We start from the raw sequence: 19,674 nt of genomic DNA, 5'->3' as shown, positions 1-19,674 counted from the left end.
AAGACTTATTCGGAATAAGAAACTTGCCGTGCAAGTGATTTGCACTCGTTTGCTCGGCCACGGTTCAGATGTGGGACAATGGCCGCCAATTTCAGCCATACCCGAATCGACCACGCCCATGAACGCCCCCCGCACACCTCGCCCCGCGCGCAAGAAGCCTGATTCCGCCACCCCGGCCAAGCCCGTGGAACCGCGTAAAGAGGCCAGCCTGCACCCGCGCAATCGCCATCAAGGTCGTTACGACTTCCAGGCGCTGATCAAAACCACGCCGGAACTGGCGAAGTTTGTGATCATCAACCCGTACGGCAAGGAAAGCATCGACTTCGCCAGCCCGGATGCGGTGCGCGTGTTCAACCGGGCGCTGCTCAAGTCGTTCTACGGCATCCAGCATTGGGATATTCCCGCCGACTACCTCTGCCCACCGGTCCCGGGCCGTGCTGATTACGTACACTTCCTGGCTGACATGCTGGCCAGCGTCAACGACGGCGTGGTACCGCGCGGCGCGATCGTCAACGTGCTGGATATCGGCATGGGCGCCAACTGCGTGTACCCGCTGATTGGTAACAGCGAATATCGCTGGCATTTCCTTGGCTCGGAAATCGATCCGACCGCCGTGGCCGCCGCCAAAGCTATCGTTCAGTCCAACGACCTGAACAAGGTCATCCAGCTGCGCCTGCAAGAGAACCGCAAGCACATCCTGATCGGCCTGCTGGAGCCGGGCGAGCGTTTCGACCTGACCATGTGTAATCCGCCGTTCCACGCTTCGATGGACGAAGCGACCAAGGGCAGCGAGCGCAAATGGCGCGCACTGGGCCGCGCCGACCCGAAACGCAAATTGCCGGTGCTGAACTTCGGTGGCCAGTCGGCTGAACTGTGGTGTGAAGGTGGCGAAGCACGTTTCGTGACGCAACTGATCGCCGAGAGCGCGAACTTCCAGCACAAGGTGCTGTGGTTCAGCACACTGGTGTCGAAAGCTTCGAACCTGCCTGCGATCGAAACGGCGCTGAAGAAGGCCGGTGTGCTGGAAAGCCAGGTTGTGGAAATGTCCCAGGGCCAGAAGCAAAGCCGCTTCGTCGCCTGGACCTTCCAGACCAAATCCGAACAGCAGATCTGGCGTCGCGACCGCTGGGTTCGCAAGGGCTAAGCGCTGCGGTTTGTGTAGGAGCTGCGGCACGCTGCGATCTGTTGATCTTGACCCTTGAAAGCAAGATCAAGAGATCGCAGCCTCGTTTCACTCGACAGCTCCTACAAGGATTCGGGGATACCGCCGAATCGCAGGCACAAAAAAACCGTGCCCGGATCACTCCGGTGCACGGTTTTTTATTGCTGCGTCTTACTTGTTCACAGCGTCGGTCAGGCCTTTGGCCACAACCAGCTTGATCACTTTCTTGGCAGCGATTTCGATGGCAGCGCCAGTCGAAGGGTTACGGCCGGTGCGGGCAGGACGCTCGGTCACTTTCAGCTTGCCGATGCCTGGCAGGGTGATTTCGTGGCCGTTTTCCAGCTGATCGGCAACGATTTGGCCCAGTTGGTCCAGAGCGGCACGCGCGGTGGTTTTCGGCGCGTCGATAGCTTCAGCGATGTCGGCGATCAGTTGGTCTTTAGTAAGAGCCATGTAGTGTTCCTTCCCTATCAAATTCATATGGATTGCAGAGTGCAGTGTCAGCCATCGAGCCCGATCTTCTGGATCTGGCACCCTCGGCGATAACCGCGACGAGTCGGGTTATAGATACCGAAATCAGGGTTTGGTTCGACCTGACAAATGCTGAATGCACGCTTAACGCAGTGACTTCGCGTAAGACCGGGCAAAACTAGCACAGCGACAAGGAAATATCCGCCTCTAGCTACCCAAATGGTCAGGTTTATTGCGCTAAATCGTTAAATAAATGCATAAGGGCTGCCGAGTGACCCGGATTTGCCCCTCAGCCCGCGCCAAATCCAGTGGTTGCGGTACACTGAGCGCTTTTTCGGGGGAGCCTGCCCTCCTCCCATTCACCAGCCGAGAAGCCCATGCCGATCCGTCATTGCATCGTCCATTTGATCGACAAAAAACCCGACGGCACGCCCGCAGTTCTGCACGCTCGTGACTCCGAACTGGCCGAGTCCGCGGCCATCGAGAACATGCTCGCCGACCTCAATGAGAGCTATAACGCCAAACAAGGCAAAGCCTGGGGCCTGTTTCATCCGGAGTCTGGCGCGTTTCCGTTCAGCGGCTGGCTGAAGGAATACCTTGAAGGTGGTCAGGACTTCACAGCGTTCAGCCGCGTGGCAGTGGAGCACCTGCAGAAACTGATGGAAGAATCCAACCTGTCGGTCGGTGGCCACGTGCTGTTCGCCCACTATCAGCAGGGTATGACTGATTACCTCGCCATTGCGCTGCTGCACCACAGCGAAGGCGTGGCGGTAACCGACCAGCTCGACGTGACGCCATCGCGGCATCTCGACCTCGGCCAATTGCACCTTGCGGCGCGAATCAATGTGTCCGAGTGGCAGAACAACAAGCAATCCAAGCAGTACATCTCGTTCATCAAGGGCAAGAACGGCAAAAAGGTTTCGGAGTACTTCCGCGACTTCATCGGCTGCCAGGAAGGCGTCGACGGCCCGGGCGAGACCCGCACCCTGCTCAAGGCCTTCAGCGATTTCGTCGAGAGCGAAGATCTGCCGGAAGAGTCCGCCCGCGAGAAAACCAAGACACTGGTCGATTACGCCAGCAGCCAGGCCAAACTTGGCGAACCGATGGGCCTGGAAGAACTCTCGGAGCTGATCGACGAGGAACGCCCGAAAGCCTTCTTCGATCACATCCGCAACAAGGATTACGGTTTGTCGCCAGAAATCCCGGCGGACAAACGCACCCTCAACCAGTTCCGCCGTTTCACCGGCCGCGCCGAAGGCCTGTCGATCAGCTTTGAAGCGCACCTGCTGGGCTCGAAGATCGAGTACGACGAAGAAGCTGGCACTCTGATCATAAAGGGCCTGCCGACCTCGCTCACCGATCAGCTGAAGCGCCGCAACTGATGCTCGGCAATGTGCTGAAAAAGGTTCTGCTGGTACTGATCGTGGTGGTGGTCTATCAGAACTGGGGCAAGATCGAGCGGGTGTTCAATCCGTCGCAGATGGTTTCGGAGCAAGTCCGCGCCAACGCTGACGTCGTGCTGTACACCACCGACTGGTGCGGCTACTGCAAGCAGACCAAGCGTTTTCTCGATGCCAAGGGGATTGCCTACAAGGAATTCGACATCGAGAAGGACGCCGAGGCGCGCGAGGCGTATGAAGCGTTGGGCGGACGCGGGATTCCGTTGATCGACGTGAATGGAACGTTGATTCGCGGGTTTGATCCGGATGAAATTCTGGCTGCGCTGAAATGAATGAGGGAGCCAATTGGCTCCCTCATTCAGTTTGCTCAGTGTTTTTCGATGCGGAAACCGAAACGCGGGAAGTGCACATGCACCACTGCGCCACGTTCGTCTTCGCGGCGCAGGATCAATTCCTCACGCCCAGCGAACAACAACTCCCCGACAACCGGATCAACACCGTAATCGGTCGCCGCGATGACTACCTGCTGCCCCGCAACAAAGCCGTTCGGATCAACGAACTGCTCATCCGGTAAAGCCGCTGGTGTCGCATTACGCGCAACCTCCAGCGCGGCATCAGCAGTCATCTCACTCGCCGCGCCATGGCCGAAACCCTGCACCCGGCCGAACCACGCCGCCACCGCTGGATAATCATCAACAAACGGCGCCGTCACATGCGTCGCCTTCAAGAACCACATCGGATGTGCCAAAGCGAAATCGGCAATCGACGGCTCACCAAACAGGAAGTCGCCCTGCTCGCGCTGCAACTGCTGCTCCAGCCGCGCCATAATCGTTGGCCATTGATGTTTGGCCTGCTCGGCAGACAGGCGCGTCGCGCTGCCACCCGAGAACAGTGCGGCACGATCAGCGATGAACGCCTTGATCACTTCCGGCGGCAGCTTGCCGAAGCGCACCGCCACCGATTCCGGTTGAAACACCAGGCTCACCGCATGCTGAAACACCACCGAATCAGCCCACGCCGCGAAACTCGCCGTGATCATTTCCTGCCCCTGCGGGAAGAACGCCGGTGAAGCTTTTTCCTGCTCCAGACGCCGGGCGATCAGCGCGGTGTCGCAGTAGACATCGGCACCGATCTGCAACACCGGCGTCTTGCGATAGCCACCGGTCAGAGCAGTCAGATCAGGTTTTGGCATGACCGGCGAGATATGCACCGAGCGCCACGACAAGCCTTTGAAACCCAGCAGCAGACGGGCCTTTTCGGCGAATGGAGAGGTCGGATAATGATGCAGAATCAACTCGAACATGCTCGGCTCCGCCGCACAAAAAGTGAGTCCGCAGCTTAACGCGCATTCACATAGCAGCCTACAGATCTGACTGATGAGAACCGATCAGTCAGATTGATAAGACGCCACCAGGCATTCCTTGGCACTCTTCCTGAGCTTCTTGATCAAGCGTTCCTGACGCAGCGCATCACTCTTGTCGCGACACAACTCGGTATACACCAACGCCATCGCCGGACTCGACAGGAAGAATCGCGCGCCCTTGCCGCTCTGATGTTTGGCGAAACGGCGTACGGGATCATCGCTGATCCCGCAGTACAACGAGCCGTTGGCCGCGCGCACGAGGTAGACGAACCAGGATTTGCTCACAGGTTTGTCGGCTTCGAGAGGATTTTCGCTGAGGCTGGTCACTTGAGGATCAAGGCGTGGAGGAAACAGGCCGCGATCTTATCAGCGACTGGCCTGAAAAGCCTTCAGGCCTTTCAGCGCCTGAGCGCGCACCGCGTTGTGCACTACTGGCGTCCAGCCCAATAGCAGCCCTTTGAAACCCAACGCCTGACGCGACCAGCGCCACAGATCGAAGTGGTCGTGGTGCTCGCAGATCTTGCCGTCGCGGAACACGAAGCGTGCCTGGATATCATTCACCACCGTGTTGCCGGTCTGGCTGAACAGGTAGGTCGCCACCCAATGTGCGCCGCCAGTGCGCTCGTCGGCGCGGACGTTGTCGAAGGTCAGGGAGAAATCCCTGGCGCGGGTGGTGAGCATGCGCCACATATCGCCGGCATCGCGCCCGCGCAGTTCACCGAAAGCCGGGTCGCTGAACACTACATCGTCGCTGTAGCAGGCAGCCATCCCTTCGGCGTCGAGACGTTGGAACGCCTCGTAGAAGCGGGTGATCAGGGCGCTGTGGGCTTCACTCATGGGCAAACTACCTTTGGTTGCAAAATGATGGCAGACGATTGCCAGCACGATAGTCTGCAAACGCGGGAAACACTATCGGCATTCGCGCTCCGAATACCGACAGTGCGGATGCTTCAGATCTTCTCGCTTTCGACCTGCACGTACAGCGAGCGCCCGGCACCGAGTCCGGCAATGATCGCGCCGAGGCCGATGATGCCGAAGATCCAGCCCACCGCGTTCCAGCCGCCGGTCCAGTCGTGCACGATGCCGACCGCGAACGGCCCCATCGACGCCAGGGTGTAGCCGAAGCCCTGCGCCATGCTCGAAAGATTGGCCGCGACATGCGCATCGCGTGAGCGCAGCACGATCAACGTCAACGCCAGACTGAACGCACCGCCCTGCCCCAACCCGAGCAGAATCGCCCAGCCCCACAGGCCTTCAATCGGTGCGTACAGGCAACCGAACAGACCGCCGAGGGTCATCGCCATCACCACCACGATGGCCAGACGCTGATCCTTGCCACGCGTCGCCAACCAGGGTGCGGCCAGTGAGCTGGCGAGCTGAACGATCACCGAACCGGACAACACCAGACCCGCCTGGGTCGGCGTCAGTCCGCGACCGATCAGGATCGACGGCAACCAGCCGAATACGATGTAGGCCAGCGACGATTGCAGGCCCATGTACAGCGTGACCTGCCAGGCCAGCGGATCACGCAACAGACCGCGCACTCGATAAGCCACATTGTGCGCGCCATGTTTCTGCCCGACTTGCGGCAACCAGAACACCGCCGCAACCAGCGCCGGAATCACCCAGAAACCCAGGCCTACAGCCCAGCGGTGATCGAAGTGTTCGCTTAACGGTACGGTCGAACCCGCTGCCATCGCCGCACCGAGACACAGGGCCATGGTGTACACGCCAGTCATGGTGCCTGCATGTTTGGCGAAGTCGCGTTTGACGATACCCGGCAGCAATACGCCGATGATGCCGATACTCGCGCCGCCCAACACGCTGCCCGCAAACAGGCCGATTTCCCCGAAATTGCTGCGCAGGATAATCCCGCCAGCCAGCGTCAGAAGAATCCCCAGTACAACGCGTTCGGCGCCAAAACGCCGCGCCAGAATCGGCGCCATCGGCGCGAACAGACCAAGGCACAGCACCGGCAAAGTCGTCAGCAGGCCGGCGTGTGCAGCCGACAAACCGAGGCTTTTCGACACGTCAGTGAGCAGCGGCGCCATGCTCGACAGCGCCGGGCGCAGGTTCAACGCGACCAGGATAAGACCCAGCAGCAATAGCCATGGCCGGCGCACCAGCGGATGACTTTGCTGCACTTGCTCGTCGTCGGCCTCGGCGTCGATCAGCAGCTCTTCCAGCTCTGCGGTGCGTTTGGGGGCTGTGGATATCTCACTGCGGGGCATGGTTTTCTCGGTTTCAAGGTTCATTGATCAACTGCCTGGATAAGGCTTTTGCCCGTTCCGGATCGCGCTGTTCGACCGCATCGAGCAACTCGATGTGCAGATCGAACACTTCCTGGCGACGCGGGACGATGTTCAAGGTTTGGCGCAGTTGCGCGCCGACAATGCTGGAGAAATAGCGGTACAACTCACTGAGTGCCGGGTTGTGCGCGGCGTCCACCAGTCCCTGGTGAAACACCAGATCGCAAGCGACGTAGGTGTCGAGATCGCCGTGGTAGTGACAACCGCTGGTACCGAGCGCCTCACGCAACGTCGCCAGATCTTCATCGGTGCGGCGCAGTGCGGCCAGACCAATGGCCTCGACTTCGAGGATGTGCCGGGTTTCCCGCGCCTGATCCAGCGAGCAGCGCGACAGTGCCTTGAGCGTGTCCATCGGATCGACCACCGCCCGCAGATAACTGCCGTCGCCCTGACGGATCTCGATCAATCCAGAGAACGCCAATACACGCATGGCTTCGCGCACGGTGTTGCGGCTGATGCCCAGCTCTGCGCTGAGCTCAGGCTCGGTCGGCAAACGCTGACCGACCGCCCAGATGCCGTCGGTGATGCGCTGGCGTAGCTGATCCAAGGCCTGATCGACCAGGGATCGTTTAATAAGTGGAGAAATGTCTGACATGGGATTCGCCTTTTCATCCAATCATCGGATGAATTTTCTGACATGTTAGTCAGCTTCGTGTAGGACGGCAACCGCCTAGGGTCAGATGGAGGGAAAAGCAGCGGAATTTTCGATTAGTCAAAATTACCCTTTAAGGGTAATTTCAGGGACAGGTGCGAGTTTGCTTATGGAGAAGAACACCCCTCATTACGACTTGACCGTAGTCAAGACGGAAGTTGTAAGACGAGGCAAAGCGGCCTTCACAAGGCAGGCGCTCGAAACCGCCAAGGATATGGGCATGTCGCATCAATTAATGACGCAAGTGATCTGTTCGCTCGAACGTCGAATGCTTTACAAATCCATGACGTCATACGCCAACCATCGCAACTGGCACGACGTCTACCACACAACGTTTCGTGACTTGGAGATTTACATCAAAGTGACTTACTGCACCGGCGGTGGGCCCCGGTAATCTCCTTCAAGGAGAAAAACATATGAATGAAAGACAATGCGTGAGCTGTGGTACCCACGACGGAATGAGTCATTTTCAAAGTCGCAGTCTCACAGTGAATTACAAACAGTTCTCGCGGCTCGTGCATGATATTGCCGGCTGGGAGTGCAGGGTTTGCGGTGAAATCATCTTTGACGATGACACCGACAGCGCTGAGCGCTATGTGGACGCTGGCGACCGGCTGCTTGAGGACTCTTTCAGGATAATAGGAGGCGAGATGAAGCGAATTCGCCGCAAGCTGCACCTCACGCAACGAAACGCAGTGAAGTTGTTATCGGGAGGTGGACATAATGCATTTTCGCGCTACGAGCGGGGAGAGCTTCCTCCACCTCAGCCGTTATTCACACTAATGAGGCTTCTGGATCGTCATCCGCATTTGCTCGCTGAAATACAAGGGCTCAATGAAGGTAGCGAACTCAAGCAACTGATGGCAGCTCGCCACCCCGAATCGGAACCTGTTTTAGCCTCCTGATCTCCAGCCAAAAATAAACCCGGAACTCAGTCCGGGTTTATTTCATTGCCGGCATCCGATCAATGCAGAATCTGGCTCAAGAACAGCTTCGTCCGCTCATTCTGCGGGTTATCGAAGAAGTCGTTCGGCGCTGCCTGTTCAACGATCTCGCCCTTATCCATGAAGATCACGCGGTTGGCCACTGTCCGTGCAAAGCCCATTTCATGAGTCACGCAGAGCATGGTCATGCCGTCTTCAGCCAGACCGATCATGGTGTCGAGAACCTCTTTGACCATCTCTGGATCGAGCGCCGAAGTCGGTTCGTCGAACAGCATGATTTTCGGTTTCATGCACAGCGCACGGGCAATCGCCACACGCTGTTGCTGACCGCCGGACAGTTGCCCCGGAAACTTGTGCGCCTGCTCCGGAATGCGTACGCGTTCCAGATAATGCATGGCGATTTCCTCGGCCTTGCGCTTGGGCATCTTGCGCACCCACATCGGCGCCAGGGTGCAGTTCTGCAGGATGGTCAGGTGCGGGAACAGGTTGAAGTGCTGGAACACCATGCCGACTTCGCGGCGGATCGCCTCGATCTGCTTGAGGTCGTTGGTCAGTTCGACACCGTCAACCACGATCCTGCCCTGCTGGTGTTCTTCCAGACGATTCAGGCAGCGGATGGTGGTGGATTTGCCGGAACCCGACGGGCCGCACAGCACGATTCGCTCGCCCTGTTTGACGTTGAGGTTGATGTCTTTCAGTACGTGGAACTGGCCGTACCACTTGTTCACGCCCTGCATCTGAATAATGCCTTCGGGGCTCACTGTCTTTTTGATTGCTTCGCTCATTACAGAACTTCCCAAATTAGGTAGCGACTTAGCGCTTGTGGCCAGTGTCGAGCTTGCGTTCCAGATGCATGGAATAGCGCGACATACCAAAACAGAAAATCCAGAACACCAGGGCGGCGAACACGTAGCCTTCGGTGGCCATGCCCAGCCATTTCGGATCGGCAGCGGCTTGCTTGACGCTGTTGAGCAGGTCAAACAGGCCGATGATGATCACCAGACTGGTGTCCTTGAACAGCGCAATGAAGGTGTTGACGATGCCGGGAATAACCATCTTCAGGGCTTGCGGCAGAATCACCAGGCCCATCGAACGCCAGTAGCCCAGGCCCATCGCCGCCGCTGCTTCGTATTGACCTTTGGGGATCGCTTGCAGCCCGCCGCGCACCACTTCGGCCACGTACGCCGACTGGAACAGGATCACGCCGATCAGCGCTCGCAGCAGCTTGTCGAAGTTCATGCCTTCGGGCAGGAACAGCGGCAGCATCACCGAAGACATGAACAGCACAGTGATCAACGGCACGCCGCGCCAGAACTCGATGAAGGTCACGCAGACCACGCGGATCGCCGGCATGTTCGAGCGTCGACCGAGCGCCAGGACGATGCCCAGCGGCAACGCACCGGCGATACCCACAGTGGCGATCACCAGGGTCAGCATCAGACCGCCCCACTGGCTGGTCGCCACCTGAGTCAGACCGAACACCCCGCCGTGCAGCAGACACCAGGCCACGATCGGGTAGATCACCAGAAAGCTCAGCCCGTACACCGCTTTGTGCGCGACACGCTTGATGAACAACGGCGCCACACCAATCACCGCCAGCCACACGGTCAGGTCCACGCGCCAGCGCAGATCGGCCGGGTAGTAGCCGTACATGAACTGGCCGAAACGCTGCTGAATGAACACCCAGCAGGCGCCCTCCTTGGTGCAGTCGGCGCGGGTGGTGCCGACCCAGTTGGCGTCGAGGATCGCCCAGCTGAGAATCGGCGGCACGATCAGGTAAATCAGATAGAACGCGAACAGCGTCAGCAGCGTGTTGAGCCAGCTGGAGAACATGTTCGCGCGCATCCACGCGACCACGCCGATGCTGCTGCTAGGTGGGGGCATGTCGGGTTTGAAAGTATGAGTACTCATGCGCTTTTCCTTACCGCTCGATCAGCGCAATGCGCTTGTTGTACCAGTTCATCAGCAGGGAAATGCTGATACTGATCGCCAGGTACACGCTCATGGTGATGGCAATCACTTCGATCGCCTGGCCGGTCTGGTTGAGCACGGTGCCGGCGAACAGCGAAACCATTTCCGGATAACCGATACCGGCCGCCAGCGAGGAGTTCTTCGCCAGGTTCAGGTATTGGCTGGTCAGCGGTGGAATGATTACGCGCAGAGCTTGCGGAATGATCACCTTGCGCAAGGTCGGGCCGTTGCGCAGTCCCAGCGAACGCGCCGCTTCGGTCTGGCCGTGGCTGACCGACTTGATCCCGGACCGTACGATCTCGGCGATGAACGCCGCGGTATAAACAGTCAGGGCCAGAGTCAATGCCAGCAGTTCCGGGATCAGCACCCAGCCGCCCACGAAGTTGAAGCCTTTGAGCTGCGGCATTTCCCAGTGCAGCGGCGCGCCGAAGATCAGTGCGCACAGCGCCGGAATCACCACCAGGATGGCCAGGCCAACCCAGAATTTGTGAAACGGGACACCGGTTTCTTCAAAACGCTTGGTCGCCCAGCGGTTCATCAGCACGATGGCGACGATAGCTACCACGACGCTGATCACGAACGCCCAGAAACCGTCCGCCGCCAGCGCGCCCGGCATGTTCAGGCCACGGCTGCTGACGAAAAAGGTGTCGCCGAAGTTGTGACTGTTGCGCGGCCCCGGCATGGTCAGGAACACCGCGAAGTACCAGAACAGGATTTGCAGCAGCGGCGGAATGTTGCGGAAAACTTCCACATACACGGTCGCCAGTTTGCTGATGATCCAGTTCGGCGAGAGACGCGCCACACCGATGATGAAACCGAGCAAGGTTGCCAGGATCACGCCGATGAACGTCACCAGCAAGGTGTTGAGCAGACCGATCACGAACACCCGGGCATAGCTGTCCGATTCGGTGTAGTCGATCAGGTGTTGAGCGATGCCGAACCCGGCGCTGCGCTCCAGAAAGTCGAAGCCGGAGGTGATGCCCCGGTGTTGCAGGTTGGTCTGAGTGTTATCGAACAGATACCAGCCCATCGAGACCACCGCGACAATGGTGATGATCTGGAATAGCCACGCACGCACTCGTGGATCGCTGAGGCTGAACCTCTGCTTTGGTGCGCCGATTGAATTTTGCATGAAGTGCCCCGAAAGAAATGGAACAGAACATCACCCGGCGGTTGGCCCGCCGGGTGATAGAACCATTAGCGCACTGGTGGTGCGTACTGAATGCCGCCGTTGTTCCACAGCGCGTTCAGGCCACGGTCGATTTCCAGCGGAGTGCTCTTGCCGAGGTTTTTCTCGAAGATTTCGCCGTAGTTACCGACTTGGGAAACGATTTTCACCACCCAGTCCTTCGGCAGTTTCAGATCCTTGCCGTACTCACCGTCGCCGCCCAGCAGACGAGCAACGTCCGGGTTTTTGGTCGACTTGGCTTCTTCCAGTACGTTTTTCGACGTCACGCCGGCTTCTTCAGCGTTGAGCAGCGCATAGCCGACCCAGCGCACGATAGCCAGCCACTCGTCATCGCCGTTACGCACGACTGGACCCAGCGGTTCTTTGGAAATGGTTTCCGGCAGAACCACGTAGTCCTTCGGCGTAGCCAGTTTGCTGCGCTGAGCGAACAGTTGCGATTTGTCCGAGGTCAGCACGTCGCAACGACCGGATTCCAGCGACTTGGCGCTTTCATCGGAGGTGTCGAAAGTGATCGGGGTGTACTTCAGGCCATTGGCGCGGAAGTAGTCGGACACGTTCAGCTCGGTGGTGGTACCGGCCTGGATGCAGATGGTTGCACCGTCCAGTTCCTTGGCACTTTTCACGCCCATCTTGCTGTTGGCCAGGAAGCCCACGCCGTCGTAGTAAGTGATGAAGCCGGGGAATTTCAGGCCCATGCCCGCGTCACGCGAACTGGTCATGGTGGTGTTGCGCGACAGGATGTCGATCTCGCCCGATTGCAGCGCGGTGAAGCGCTCTTTGGCATTCAACTGACTGAATTTGACCTTGGTCGCGTCGCCGAAAACCGCTGCGGCCACAGCACGGCAGACGTCAGCGTCGATCCCGAGGATCTTGCCGGTCGAATCCGGTACTGAGAAACCCGGCAGACCGTCGCTCACGCCACACTGCACGAAACCTTTCTTCTGCACGGCATCCAGGGTTGCACCCGCCTGAGCGAACCCGCTGACACCGAGTACTGCTGCAGCAGTCACGATGGCCAGGGTGGATTTCAACATCTTCATTCAAACCTCCAGTTTTGCTCTTGTTGTGTCGGAGCTTGAGTTCCGTCGCACCCTTTTGAGGCGTTGCTGACCCGTGTTGGCTTTTTTTAGGGTCAACCGACGCAGAACCTTCGCTATGAGTCTAGTAGGAGACAATCCACATCATGGACAACTCACTTCTCACCATCGGCCGAACGGGCTGTAGCCCTTTCACGTTCGCTAAGCCCGTAGCGGTCATTGGCGAACATCCATCACCGGATTCTTTGCTTTCCCCCCGCCCGACGTTCACTGATAGTGTTACCGCCGGGCGCGAGATCAACTGCGCGAATTCTTCATAGCAAAGCCCGTACCACACTGGTCGCCGATACGACTGTGCGACAGGTCAATAGCAAAACTTGTAACCTTGCGACATCTTCTTAACGGATCACCCCGGCGCGCACCTCAATCACGCACTTAATGAGAGCGCCCGCACATATTTGGAGCAGCCATGACCGAGCCCTTGATTCTTCAGCCTGTTAAGCCCGCAGACGCCTGCGTGATCTGGCTGCACGGCCTCGGCGCCGATCGTTACGACTTCCTGCCGGTGGCCGAGGCCCTGCAGGAAAACCTGTTGAGCACACGCTTTGTATTGCCACAGGCGCCTACTCGTCCCGTGACCATAAATGGCGGATATGCCATGCCGAGCTGGTACGACATCAAGGCCATGAGTCCGGCGCGGGCAATCGACCGTGATGAGCTGGAAGCTTCCGCCGATCACGTCATCGAATTGATCGAACAACAGCGCGCCAGCGGAATAGACGCCTCGCGGATTTTTCTCGCCGGGTTTTCCCAAGGTGGCGCGGTGGTTTATCACACTGCTTTTCTGCGCTGGCAGGGACCGCTGGGTGGGGTGATAGCGCTGTCGACGTATGCGCCGACTTTCAGTGATGAACTGCAGTTGTCCGCCAGTCAACAGCGGATTCCGGTACTGGCGCTGCACGGTCAGTTCGACAACGTGGTACAGAACTCGATGGGCCGCACGGCCTATGAGTATTTGAAGGCCCATGGTGTCACCGTGACATGGCAGGAATACCCAATGGAGCACGAAGTGTTACCCGAGGAAATTCGCGATATCGGCGTGTGGCTACACGAACGCCTGCGCTGATCAGTTCAGCAACAAAAGCCCTTTGATCATCCCACTACGCCGCGCCCGATTCTTGCATTACACTGGCCGGCGTACATTCCTTAACCAATTGATGAGATGACCGTGCTCAAAGCACTCAAGAAAATGTTCGGTAAAAGCGAGGCTGAGCAGCTCGCGCCAGTTCCCAGTGCGCCATCCCGCACTCCCGGTCATCAAAGCGATGCCCCTCAAGCTGACCGCCACGTTCCGGTAGCGGCCCCCAAACGCGAACCTCGGCCAGCACCGGCCACGCCTGTTGTTGATGCTCCAGTTGCCGAGCCAGCGCACAGCGAAGCGCCGAAACCGGCCAGACCGCGTCGCGAACCGAAGCCCAAGGCGCCGGTGATTCCGTGGAAGCTCGAAGACTTCGTCGTCGAACCACAGGAAGGCAAAACCCGTTTCCACGATTTCAAATTGTCCCCGGAACTGATGCATGCCATCCAGGACCTGGGCTTCCCGTATTGCACGCCGATCCAGGCGCAGGTGCTGGGTTTCACCCTCGCCGGCAAAGACGCCATCGGCCGCGCCCAGACCGGTACCGGCAAAACCGCCGCGTTCCTGATCTCGATCATCACCCAGCTGCTGCAGACCCCTCCGCCGAAAGAGCGCTACATGGGTGAGCCACGCGCACTGATCATCGCGCCAACCCGCGAGCTGGTGGTACAGATTGCCAAAGACGCCGCTGACCTGACCAAGTACACCGGCCTCAACGTCATGACGTTCGTTGGCGGCATGGACTTCGACAAGCAGCTCAAGCACCTCGAGGCGCGCCACTGCGACATCCTCGTGGCCACGCCGGGCCGTCTGCTCGACTTCAACCAGCGCGGCGACGTGCATCTGGACATGGTCGAAGTGATGGTGCTCGACGAAGCCGACCGCATGCTTGACATGGGCTTCATCCCGCAAGTGCGGCAGATCATCCGTCAGACCCCGCCGAAGAACGAGCGCCAGACGCTGCTGTTCTCCGCGACCTTCACCGAAGACGTGATGAACCTCGCCAAGCAATGGACCACCGACCCGTCGATCGTCGAGATCGAGTCGCAGAACGTGGCCAGCGAAAACGTCGAGCAGCATATCTACGCCGTAGCCGCTGCCGACAAATACAAACTGCTCTACAACCTGGTCACCGACAATGGTTGGGAGCGGGTGATGGTCTTCGCCAACCGCAAGGATGAAGTGCGGCGCATTGAAGAACGTCTGGTGCGTGATGGCGTCAACGCCGCGCAACTGTCCGGCGACGTGCCACAGCACAAGCGCATCAAGACTCTGGAAGGTTTCCGCGAAGGCAAGATTCGCGTACTGGTTGCCACCGACGTCGCCGGTCGCGGCATTCACATCGACGGCATCAGCCACGTGATCAACTTCACCCTGCCGGAAGTCCCGGACGACTACGTACACCGCATCGGCCGTACCGGTCGCGCCGGCGCCGATGGTGTGTCGATCAGCTTCGCCGGGGAAGATGACTCTTATCAGTTGCCTTCGATCGAAGAGAAGCTGGGCCGCAAGATCAGCTGTGAAACGCCACCGACGCATCTGCTGCGGGCGGTTGAGCGCAAGCGTCCCGAGTAAGCGACGCATGAAGAAAAGCGCAGCCGGCAACGGACTGCGCTTTTTTTTTGTCTGGATATTGTTCGCCTCGACTAAAAGTCCATAATGGACAAATTAGTTTATATCCAGACGGCGGAGCCGACATGTCCAGTACGCCTTACGTGATCGACCAGACCCAGGCCCGCGCGTTGCTGGCGCGGATTGATGTGCCGCAGATCCTGCGCAAACTGTTCCGTGATCTGGCGGCCGGGCACGCGGTGCAACCGGCGCAGCAACTGGTGGAATTTCCACAGGGCGCCGGGGATTTCATCAATTATCTGGGCGTGCTGGCCGAGGACGGCGTGTACGGGGTCAAGACTTCGCCGTACATCGTCCGCGAGCAAGGTCCGCTGGTGACGGCGTGGACGCTGTTGATGTCGATGAAGACCGGCCAGCCGCTGCTGTTATGTGATGCCGGTGAGCTGACCACCGCACGTACGGCGGCGACCACAGCGGTGGCAGTCGATGCTCTTGCGCCGCTCAACGCGCGACGGCTTACGATCATTGGCAGCGGCAAGGTCGCCCAGGCGCACCTGCATTACGTCAAAACATTGCGCGACTGGCAGAGCATCACGGTCTATTCGCCAAGCCTGAGCTCCGATGCGGAAACCGCGAACCTGTTCAAATCCCTCGATCCACGTCTGACCATCGCCGCCAGCCGCAAAGCCGCCATCGCCGATGCGGACGTGATCATGCTTTGCACGTCTGCCGCAGGCCCGGTGATCGACCCGGCAGAGCTGAGCAAACCGGCGCTGATCACCTCGATCAGCACCAACGCCCCGCGCGCGCATGAAGTGCCGCCGCACAGCCTCAACGACATGCAAGTGTTCTGCGACTATCGTCTGACCACCCCGGGTTCGGCGGGTGAGATGTTGATTGCCGCTGAACAACACGACTGGAATCCCGATTCAATCCTCGGTGACCTCGCGGACCTGCTCAGCGAAAAAGTGCAGCGCCCGGAATATCACCGCCACGTATTTTTCCGCTCGATCGGCCTGGGCCTGGAAGACATCGCCCTGGCCAATGCGGTTTACCAATTGCAGCGCTGACAGCGGAGATCATCATGAGCCACGCAGATTTCATCATCATCGGCGGCGGGATTGCCGGCGCTTCCAGCGGTTTCTGGTTGTCGCCGCACGGCAAGGTGATCGTGCTGGAGCGCGAATCGCATCCGGCCTATCACTCCACCGGCCGTTCGGCCGCGCTGTTCACTGCCGCGTACGGCACGCCGCAGGTGCGCGCGCTGACCCAGGCCAGCCGCGCGTTTTTCGATAACCCGCCCAGCGGATTTTGCGAACATCCACTGCTGACCCCACGCGGCGAGATGACCGTGGATTTCACCGGCGATCCGGCCGAGCTGAACAATCAATACCTGAGCGCCAAAGCCACGGTGCCGGAGATGCAACTGCTCAGCGCCGATGAAGCCTGCGCACGGCTGCCGATCCTGCGCCGGGAAAAAGTCCACGGCGCGATCTACGATCCGTCCGCCAGCGACATCGACACCGACGCGCTGCATCAGGGTTATCTGCGCGGTATTCGCCGCAACAAAGGCGAAGTGCACACCGATTGCCAGGTGCTGGGCCTGAGCCGCGATGCCGAAGGCCTATGGCAGGTCGAGACCAACGGCCAGACGTTCAGCGCCCCGGTTGTTATAAATGCCGCAGGCGCGTGGGCCGACAAGGTCGGTGCATTGGCCGGCGCCCAGCCGTTGGGCCTGCAACCGAAGCGCCGCGCCGCGTTCATCTTCGCCGGCCCCGAAGGCGTGGATATTCATCACTGGCCGATGCTGGTCAGCCTCGATGAATCGTTCTACATGAAGCCCGACGCGGGCATGTTCCTCGGCTCGCCGGCCAACGCTGATCCGGTGGAACCGCATGACGTGCAGCCTGAAGAACTGGACATCGCCATGGGCATCTACCAGATCGAAGAAGCCACGACGCTGACCATCCGCCGCCCGACCCGCACCTGGGCCGGTTTGCGCAGCTTCGTCGCTGACGGTGACCTGCTTTGCGGTTTCGATCCGCAGGTACCGGGGCTGTTCTGGGTCGCGGCGCAGGGCGGTTACGGCATTCAGACGTCTCCCGCCATGGGCCAGGCCAGTGCGGCATTGGTACGCGGTGAAGCACTGCCCGAACACCTGCAGCAATTCGGTCTGAGCGCCGCGATGCTTTCCCCTGCCCGCCTGCGCGGATGACGCGCGCGACCGATTGCGGCACACTCGCAGCGCCCCTGTGCACGAGGCGCTGACGCTTTCTGGAGCTACACAATCATGACCGCCGCCGAAACCAAACCCGAGCTGAACGACGCTGCGCTGGACAACTTCCGCGCCATCGCCGACGCCATCGCCACGCTGTTCTATCCCCACGCTGAAGTGGTGCTGCACGACCTGCGCACGCAGAAGGTCGATTACATTGCCAACAACCTGTCGAAGCGCGACATCGGCGATGACTCGGCGCTGGAAGACATGCTCAGTGAAGACGTCAGCGAACGGAACATCGGCCCCTACGAAAAGCTCAACTGGGACGGTCAGAAGATTCGCAGCCTGAGCAGCGTGCTGCGTGACAGCGAAGGGCGTCCGCTGGCGGTGCTGTGCATCAATCTGAATATTTCGCTGTTCGAGAATGCCAAGGCTGCGCTGGATCTGTTTCTCTCGCCGAGCAAACTGATCCCGCAACCGGACTCACTGTTTCGCGATGACTGGCAGGAGCGCATCAACACCTTCCTGCACAACTGGCTGCGCGAACGGCAGCTCAGCCTGAGCGTGCTGACGCGTGATCACAAACGGGAATTGGTTTTGGCGTTGCACGCCGAGGGCGCGTTCAAAGGCAAAAGTGCCTCGAACTACGTGGCGAATGTGCTGAACATGGGGCGGGCGACGGTGTACAAGCATTTGAAAGAGCTGAAGGGCTGAGATCAAAAGATCGCAGCCTTCGGCAGCTCCTACAGTTTCAGCGGTGATCACATATTTTGTGCTCGACGCGGCCCCTGTGGGAGCTGGCTTGCCAGCGATAGCGGACTGTCAGTCGCCGTAGATGTCGGACTTGAAATACTTGTCGGAAATCTTCTGATATTCGCCACTCGCTCGAATGCCATCAATCGCGCTGTTCAGCTCGGACACCAATTCAGCATTGCCCTTGCGCACCGCAATCCCAGCACCCTCGCCCACATATTTCGGATCTTTCAATTCCGGCCCGACAAACGCGTAACCCTTGCCACGCGGCATGTTGAGGAAGTCATTGAGCGGAATGGTGTCGGCAAAAATCGCGTCAAGACGCCCCGCCGCCAGGTCCATGTAGATCTCTTCGTTATTGCTGTAGCGCTTGACGTTGATGCCCTTCGGCTCGAACACCTCAGTTGCATAACGATCAGTAGTGGTCGCGCGCTGCACGCCGACGTTCTTGCCCTTGAGGCTGGCGTACTGGTCATCGACCGTCGCGCCGTCCTTCATCACCAGCCGCGAAGAGGTGAAGTAGTACTTGTGGGTGAAGTCCACCGACTTCTTGCGGTCTTCATTGATGGTCATGGACGACAGCGCCAGGTCGATTTTCTTCACTTTCAGGGAAGGAATCAGACCGTCGAACTCGCCCTCGACCCACACGCATTTGGCCTTCATCTGCGCGCACAAGGCGTTGCCGATGTCGTAGTCGAAACCGACGATCTCGCCCTTGTCAGTCTTCGAGGCGAACGGCGGATAGGCGGCTTCGATGCCAATGCGCAGGGTTTTCTCGGCGGCAAACACGCTGCTGCACGCTAGCAGGCTGAGGGCCAGACCGGCAATAAGGGGGAGTTTCTTCATGTTCATTCTCTCGCGGGTTGTTGTTGGTTTGGCAAGATGAAAGAGGAGCAACAGCAAACTATTTTGTACTTATAAATCCATACTGGACTTTTATGTATAAGTCGTCAATTCGAGGATCAAAATCAAAAGATCGCAGCCTTCGGCAGCTCCTACACCGATCATCTGTAGGAGCTGCCGAAGGCTGCGATCTTTTGATTTATTTGTTCCAGCGATCCGCCGCTGCATGATCACTGTCACGCCCCTCGACCCAACGCGGTCCGTCGCTGGTGTTTTCTTTTTTCCAGAACGGCGCACGGGTTTTCAGGTAGTCCATGACGAAGGCGCAGGCATCGAACGCAGCCTGGCGATGAGCGCTGGCAGCGGCGACGAACACGATCGGTTCGCCCGGCTCCAGCGCGCCAATGCGGTGCAGCACTTCGAGTTTCAACAGCGGCCAGCGCTGTTCGGCTTCAAGAGCAATTTTGCCCAAGGCCTTTTCGGTCATACCCGGATAGTGTTCAAGAAACATCCCGGCCACATCCAGCCCTTCATTGAAGTCGCGCACGTAGCCGACAAAACTCACTACCGCGCCAACACCGACATTCGCCGCATGCATCGCGTTGACTTCAGCACCCGGATCAAACGCTTCGGACTGCACCCGAATCGCCAT

21 protein-coding genes and 1 pseudogene are annotated in these 19,674 nt (G+C 59.0%); 10 read left to right on the top strand and 12 right to left on the bottom strand.

Translation table 11 applies throughout. The annotated features are described in order from the left end of the window. Window positions 1-118 precede the first annotated feature (118 nt). Window positions 119-1,144 carry a 23S rRNA (adenine(1618)-N(6))-methyltransferase RlmF gene (gene rlmF, locus ACOI8A_RS10125; protein ID WP_420647746.1) on the top strand — a complete coding sequence of 342 codons (1,026 nt, stop codon included), beginning with the start codon at window positions 119-121 and terminating at the stop codon, window positions 1,142-1,144. A 189-nt stretch (window positions 1,145-1,333) separates the two neighbouring features. Here the strand turns inward: rlmF and ACOI8A_RS10120 are convergent, their stop codons facing one another. Next, entirely contained in the window at window positions 1,334-1,615 is a 282-nt protein-coding gene (locus ACOI8A_RS10120; protein WP_420647745.1) for an HU family DNA-binding protein, read from the bottom strand. 395 nt (window positions 1,616-2,010) lie between these two features. Here ACOI8A_RS10120 and yejK point away from each other — a divergent pair, with 395 nt between their 5' ends. Beyond that, entirely contained in the window at window positions 2,011-3,015 is a 1,005-nt protein-coding gene (gene yejK / locus ACOI8A_RS10115; protein ID WP_420647744.1) for a nucleoid-associated protein YejK, read from the top strand. Continuing rightward, a complete protein-coding gene (locus ACOI8A_RS10110; RefSeq protein ID WP_420647743.1) occupies window positions 3,015-3,365 on the top strand; it encodes a glutaredoxin family protein in 351 nt (116 codons plus the stop codon). The genes yejK and ACOI8A_RS10110 overlap by 1 nt, the downstream gene beginning before the upstream one ends. Window positions 3,366-3,400: 35 nt before the next feature. Here the strand turns inward: ACOI8A_RS10110 and ACOI8A_RS10105 are convergent, their stop codons facing one another. The 5 genes from ACOI8A_RS10105 to ACOI8A_RS10085 form a co-directional block, all read right to left on the bottom strand. Further along, on the bottom strand, window positions 3,401-4,336 hold the full coding sequence (locus tag ACOI8A_RS10105) for a glutathione S-transferase family protein (RefSeq protein ID WP_420647742.1): 936 nt from the start codon (window positions 4,334-4,336) through the stop codon (window positions 3,401-3,403). Between the two features lie 84 nt (window positions 4,337-4,420). Then, a complete protein-coding gene (locus tag ACOI8A_RS10100; protein WP_420647741.1) occupies window positions 4,421-4,723 on the bottom strand; it encodes a GIY-YIG nuclease family protein in 303 nt (100 codons plus the stop codon). 39 nt (window positions 4,724-4,762) lie between these two features. Beyond that, on the bottom strand, window positions 4,763-5,233 hold the full coding sequence (locus ACOI8A_RS10095) for a nuclear transport factor 2 family protein (protein ID WP_420647740.1): 471 nt from the start codon (window positions 5,231-5,233) through the stop codon (window positions 4,763-4,765). 113 nt (window positions 5,234-5,346) lie between these two features. Beyond that, entirely contained in the window at window positions 5,347-6,651 is a 1,305-nt protein-coding gene (locus ACOI8A_RS10090; RefSeq protein WP_420647739.1) for a CynX/NimT family MFS transporter, read from the bottom strand. Then, window positions 6,641-7,300: a FadR/GntR family transcriptional regulator gene (locus tag ACOI8A_RS10085; RefSeq protein ID WP_420647738.1), complete on the bottom strand. Its 660-nt coding sequence runs from the start codon at window positions 7,298-7,300 to the stop codon at window positions 6,641-6,643. Before ACOI8A_RS10085 ends, ACOI8A_RS10090 begins: the two co-directional genes overlap by 11 nt. Before the next feature lie 166 nt (window positions 7,301-7,466). Here ACOI8A_RS10085 and ACOI8A_RS10080 point away from each other — a divergent pair. Both ACOI8A_RS10080 and ACOI8A_RS10075 read left to right on the top strand, forming a co-directional pair. Further along, window positions 7,467-7,777: pseudogene (locus ACOI8A_RS10080) on the top strand (type II toxin-antitoxin system MqsR family toxin). Next, the gene (locus ACOI8A_RS10075; protein WP_420647737.1) at window positions 7,774-8,262 is read left to right on the top strand and encodes a type II toxin-antitoxin system MqsA family antitoxin; all 489 of its coding nucleotides are present in this window, start codon (window positions 7,774-7,776) and stop codon (window positions 8,260-8,262) included. The pseudogene ACOI8A_RS10080 and the gene ACOI8A_RS10075 overlap by 4 nt, the downstream one beginning before the upstream one ends. A gap of 59 nt (window positions 8,263-8,321) precedes the next feature. Here the strand turns inward: ACOI8A_RS10075 and ACOI8A_RS10070 are convergent, their stop codons facing one another. From ACOI8A_RS10070 to ACOI8A_RS10055, 4 genes are all read right to left on the bottom strand, one after another. Beyond that, window positions 8,322-9,086: an amino acid ABC transporter ATP-binding protein gene (locus ACOI8A_RS10070; protein WP_123358172.1), complete on the bottom strand. Its 765-nt coding sequence runs from the start codon at window positions 9,084-9,086 to the stop codon at window positions 8,322-8,324. Between the two features lie 28 nt (window positions 9,087-9,114). Further along, complete coding sequence (locus tag ACOI8A_RS10065) at window positions 9,115-10,212, bottom strand: amino acid ABC transporter permease (protein ID WP_420647736.1); 1,098 nt, start codon at window positions 10,210-10,212, stop codon at window positions 9,115-9,117. Window positions 10,213-10,222: 10 nt separating this feature from the next. Continuing rightward, entirely contained in the window at window positions 10,223-11,404 is a 1,182-nt protein-coding gene (locus tag ACOI8A_RS10060) for an amino acid ABC transporter permease (protein WP_420647735.1), read from the bottom strand. A gap of 65 nt (window positions 11,405-11,469) precedes the next feature. Then, window positions 11,470-12,501: an amino acid ABC transporter substrate-binding protein gene (locus ACOI8A_RS10055; RefSeq protein ID WP_420647734.1), complete on the bottom strand. Its 1,032-nt coding sequence runs from the start codon at window positions 12,499-12,501 to the stop codon at window positions 11,470-11,472. Window positions 12,502-12,967: 466 nt separating this feature from the next. Here ACOI8A_RS10055 and ACOI8A_RS10050 point away from each other — a divergent pair, with 466 nt between their 5' ends. From ACOI8A_RS10050 to ACOI8A_RS10030, 5 genes are all read left to right on the top strand, one after another. Next, window positions 12,968-13,624 carry an alpha/beta hydrolase gene (locus ACOI8A_RS10050; protein ID WP_420647733.1) on the top strand — a complete coding sequence of 219 codons (657 nt, stop codon included), beginning with the start codon at window positions 12,968-12,970 and terminating at the stop codon, window positions 13,622-13,624. Window positions 13,625-13,720: 96 nt separating this feature from the next. Further along, the gene (gene rhlB / locus ACOI8A_RS10045; RefSeq protein WP_420647732.1) at window positions 13,721-15,211 is read left to right on the top strand and encodes an ATP-dependent RNA helicase RhlB; all 1,491 of its coding nucleotides are present in this window, start codon (window positions 13,721-13,723) and stop codon (window positions 15,209-15,211) included. Between the two features lie 122 nt (window positions 15,212-15,333). After that, window positions 15,334-16,278: an ornithine cyclodeaminase family protein gene (locus tag ACOI8A_RS10040; RefSeq protein ID WP_420647731.1), complete on the top strand. Its 945-nt coding sequence runs from the start codon at window positions 15,334-15,336 to the stop codon at window positions 16,276-16,278. A 14-nt stretch (window positions 16,279-16,292) separates the two neighbouring features. Continuing rightward, on the top strand, window positions 16,293-17,423 hold the full coding sequence (locus tag ACOI8A_RS10035; RefSeq protein ID WP_420647730.1) for an NAD(P)/FAD-dependent oxidoreductase: 1,131 nt from the start codon (window positions 16,293-16,295) through the stop codon (window positions 17,421-17,423). A gap of 75 nt (window positions 17,424-17,498) precedes the next feature. Further along, the gene (locus ACOI8A_RS10030) at window positions 17,499-18,140 is read left to right on the top strand and encodes a helix-turn-helix transcriptional regulator (RefSeq protein ID WP_420647729.1); all 642 of its coding nucleotides are present in this window, start codon (window positions 17,499-17,501) and stop codon (window positions 18,138-18,140) included. 108 nt (window positions 18,141-18,248) lie between these two features. On the opposite strand, the gene ACOI8A_RS10025 is transcribed toward ACOI8A_RS10030, so the two are convergent. Both ACOI8A_RS10025 and moaE read right to left on the bottom strand, forming a co-directional pair. After that, window positions 18,249-19,025: an ABC transporter substrate-binding protein gene (locus tag ACOI8A_RS10025; protein WP_420647728.1), complete on the bottom strand. Its 777-nt coding sequence runs from the start codon at window positions 19,023-19,025 to the stop codon at window positions 18,249-18,251. Between the two features lie 196 nt (window positions 19,026-19,221). Continuing rightward, window positions 19,222-19,674, bottom strand: coding sequence for a molybdopterin synthase catalytic subunit MoaE (gene moaE, locus ACOI8A_RS10020; RefSeq protein ID WP_420647727.1), 453 nt, complete (start codon window positions 19,672-19,674; stop codon window positions 19,222-19,224).

This window comes from Pseudomonas sp. P4795 (genome assembly GCF_048822895.1).
Taxonomy (GTDB): domain Bacteria; phylum Pseudomonadota; class Gammaproteobacteria; order Pseudomonadales; family Pseudomonadaceae; genus Aquipseudomonas.
Note: the sequence above shows the minus strand (reverse complement) of the source record. Positions and strands in the feature narration are given on the sequence as shown.

Coding starts and splice junctions, on each gene's coding strand:
- rhlB (WP_420647732.1), top strand. CDS start 13,721: ATGACCGTGCTCAAAGCACTCAAGAAAATGTTCGGTAAAAGCGAGGCT.
- ACOI8A_RS10055 (WP_420647734.1), bottom strand. CDS start 12,501: ATGAAGATGTTGAAATCCACCCTGGCCATCGTGACTGCTGCAGCAGTA.
- yejK (WP_420647744.1), top strand. CDS start 2,011: ATGCCGATCCGTCATTGCATCGTCCATTTGATCGACAAAAAACCCGAC.
- ACOI8A_RS10035 (WP_420647730.1), top strand. CDS start 16,293: ATGAGCCACGCAGATTTCATCATCATCGGCGGCGGGATTGCCGGCGCT.
- ACOI8A_RS10110 (WP_420647743.1), top strand. CDS start 3,015: ATGCTCGGCAATGTGCTGAAAAAGGTTCTGCTGGTACTGATCGTGGTG.
- ACOI8A_RS10025 (WP_420647728.1), bottom strand. CDS start 19,025: ATGAAGAAACTCCCCCTTATTGCCGGTCTGGCCCTCAGCCTGCTAGCG.
- ACOI8A_RS10065 (WP_420647736.1), bottom strand. CDS start 10,212: ATGAGTACTCATACTTTCAAACCCGACATGCCCCCACCTAGCAGCAGC.
- ACOI8A_RS10085 (WP_420647738.1), bottom strand. CDS start 7,300: ATGTCAGACATTTCTCCACTTATTAAACGATCCCTGGTCGATCAGGCC.
- rlmF (WP_420647746.1), top strand. CDS start 119: ATGAACGCCCCCCGCACACCTCGCCCCGCGCGCAAGAAGCCTGATTCC.
- ACOI8A_RS10095 (WP_420647740.1), bottom strand. CDS start 5,233: ATGAGTGAAGCCCACAGCGCCCTGATCACCCGCTTCTACGAGGCGTTC.
- ACOI8A_RS10060 (WP_420647735.1), bottom strand. CDS start 11,404: ATGCAAAATTCAATCGGCGCACCAAAGCAGAGGTTCAGCCTCAGCGAT.
- ACOI8A_RS10070 (WP_123358172.1), bottom strand. CDS start 9,086: ATGAGCGAAGCAATCAAAAAGACAGTGAGCCCCGAAGGCATTATTCAG.
- ACOI8A_RS10075 (WP_420647737.1), top strand. CDS start 7,774: ATGAATGAAAGACAATGCGTGAGCTGTGGTACCCACGACGGAATGAGT.
- moaE (WP_420647727.1), bottom strand. CDS start 19,674: ATGGCGATTCGGGTGCAGTCCGAAGCGTTTGATCCGGGTGCTGAAGTC.
- ACOI8A_RS10120 (WP_420647745.1), bottom strand. CDS start 1,615: ATGGCTCTTACTAAAGACCAACTGATCGCCGACATCGCTGAAGCTATC.
- ACOI8A_RS10090 (WP_420647739.1), bottom strand. CDS start 6,651: ATGAACCTTGAAACCGAGAAAACCATGCCCCGCAGTGAGATATCCACA.
- ACOI8A_RS10040 (WP_420647731.1), top strand. CDS start 15,334: ATGTCCAGTACGCCTTACGTGATCGACCAGACCCAGGCCCGCGCGTTG.
- ACOI8A_RS10050 (WP_420647733.1), top strand. CDS start 12,968: ATGACCGAGCCCTTGATTCTTCAGCCTGTTAAGCCCGCAGACGCCTGC.
- ACOI8A_RS10105 (WP_420647742.1), bottom strand. CDS start 4,336: ATGTTCGAGTTGATTCTGCATCATTATCCGACCTCTCCATTCGCCGAA.
- ACOI8A_RS10030 (WP_420647729.1), top strand. CDS start 17,499: ATGACCGCCGCCGAAACCAAACCCGAGCTGAACGACGCTGCGCTGGAC.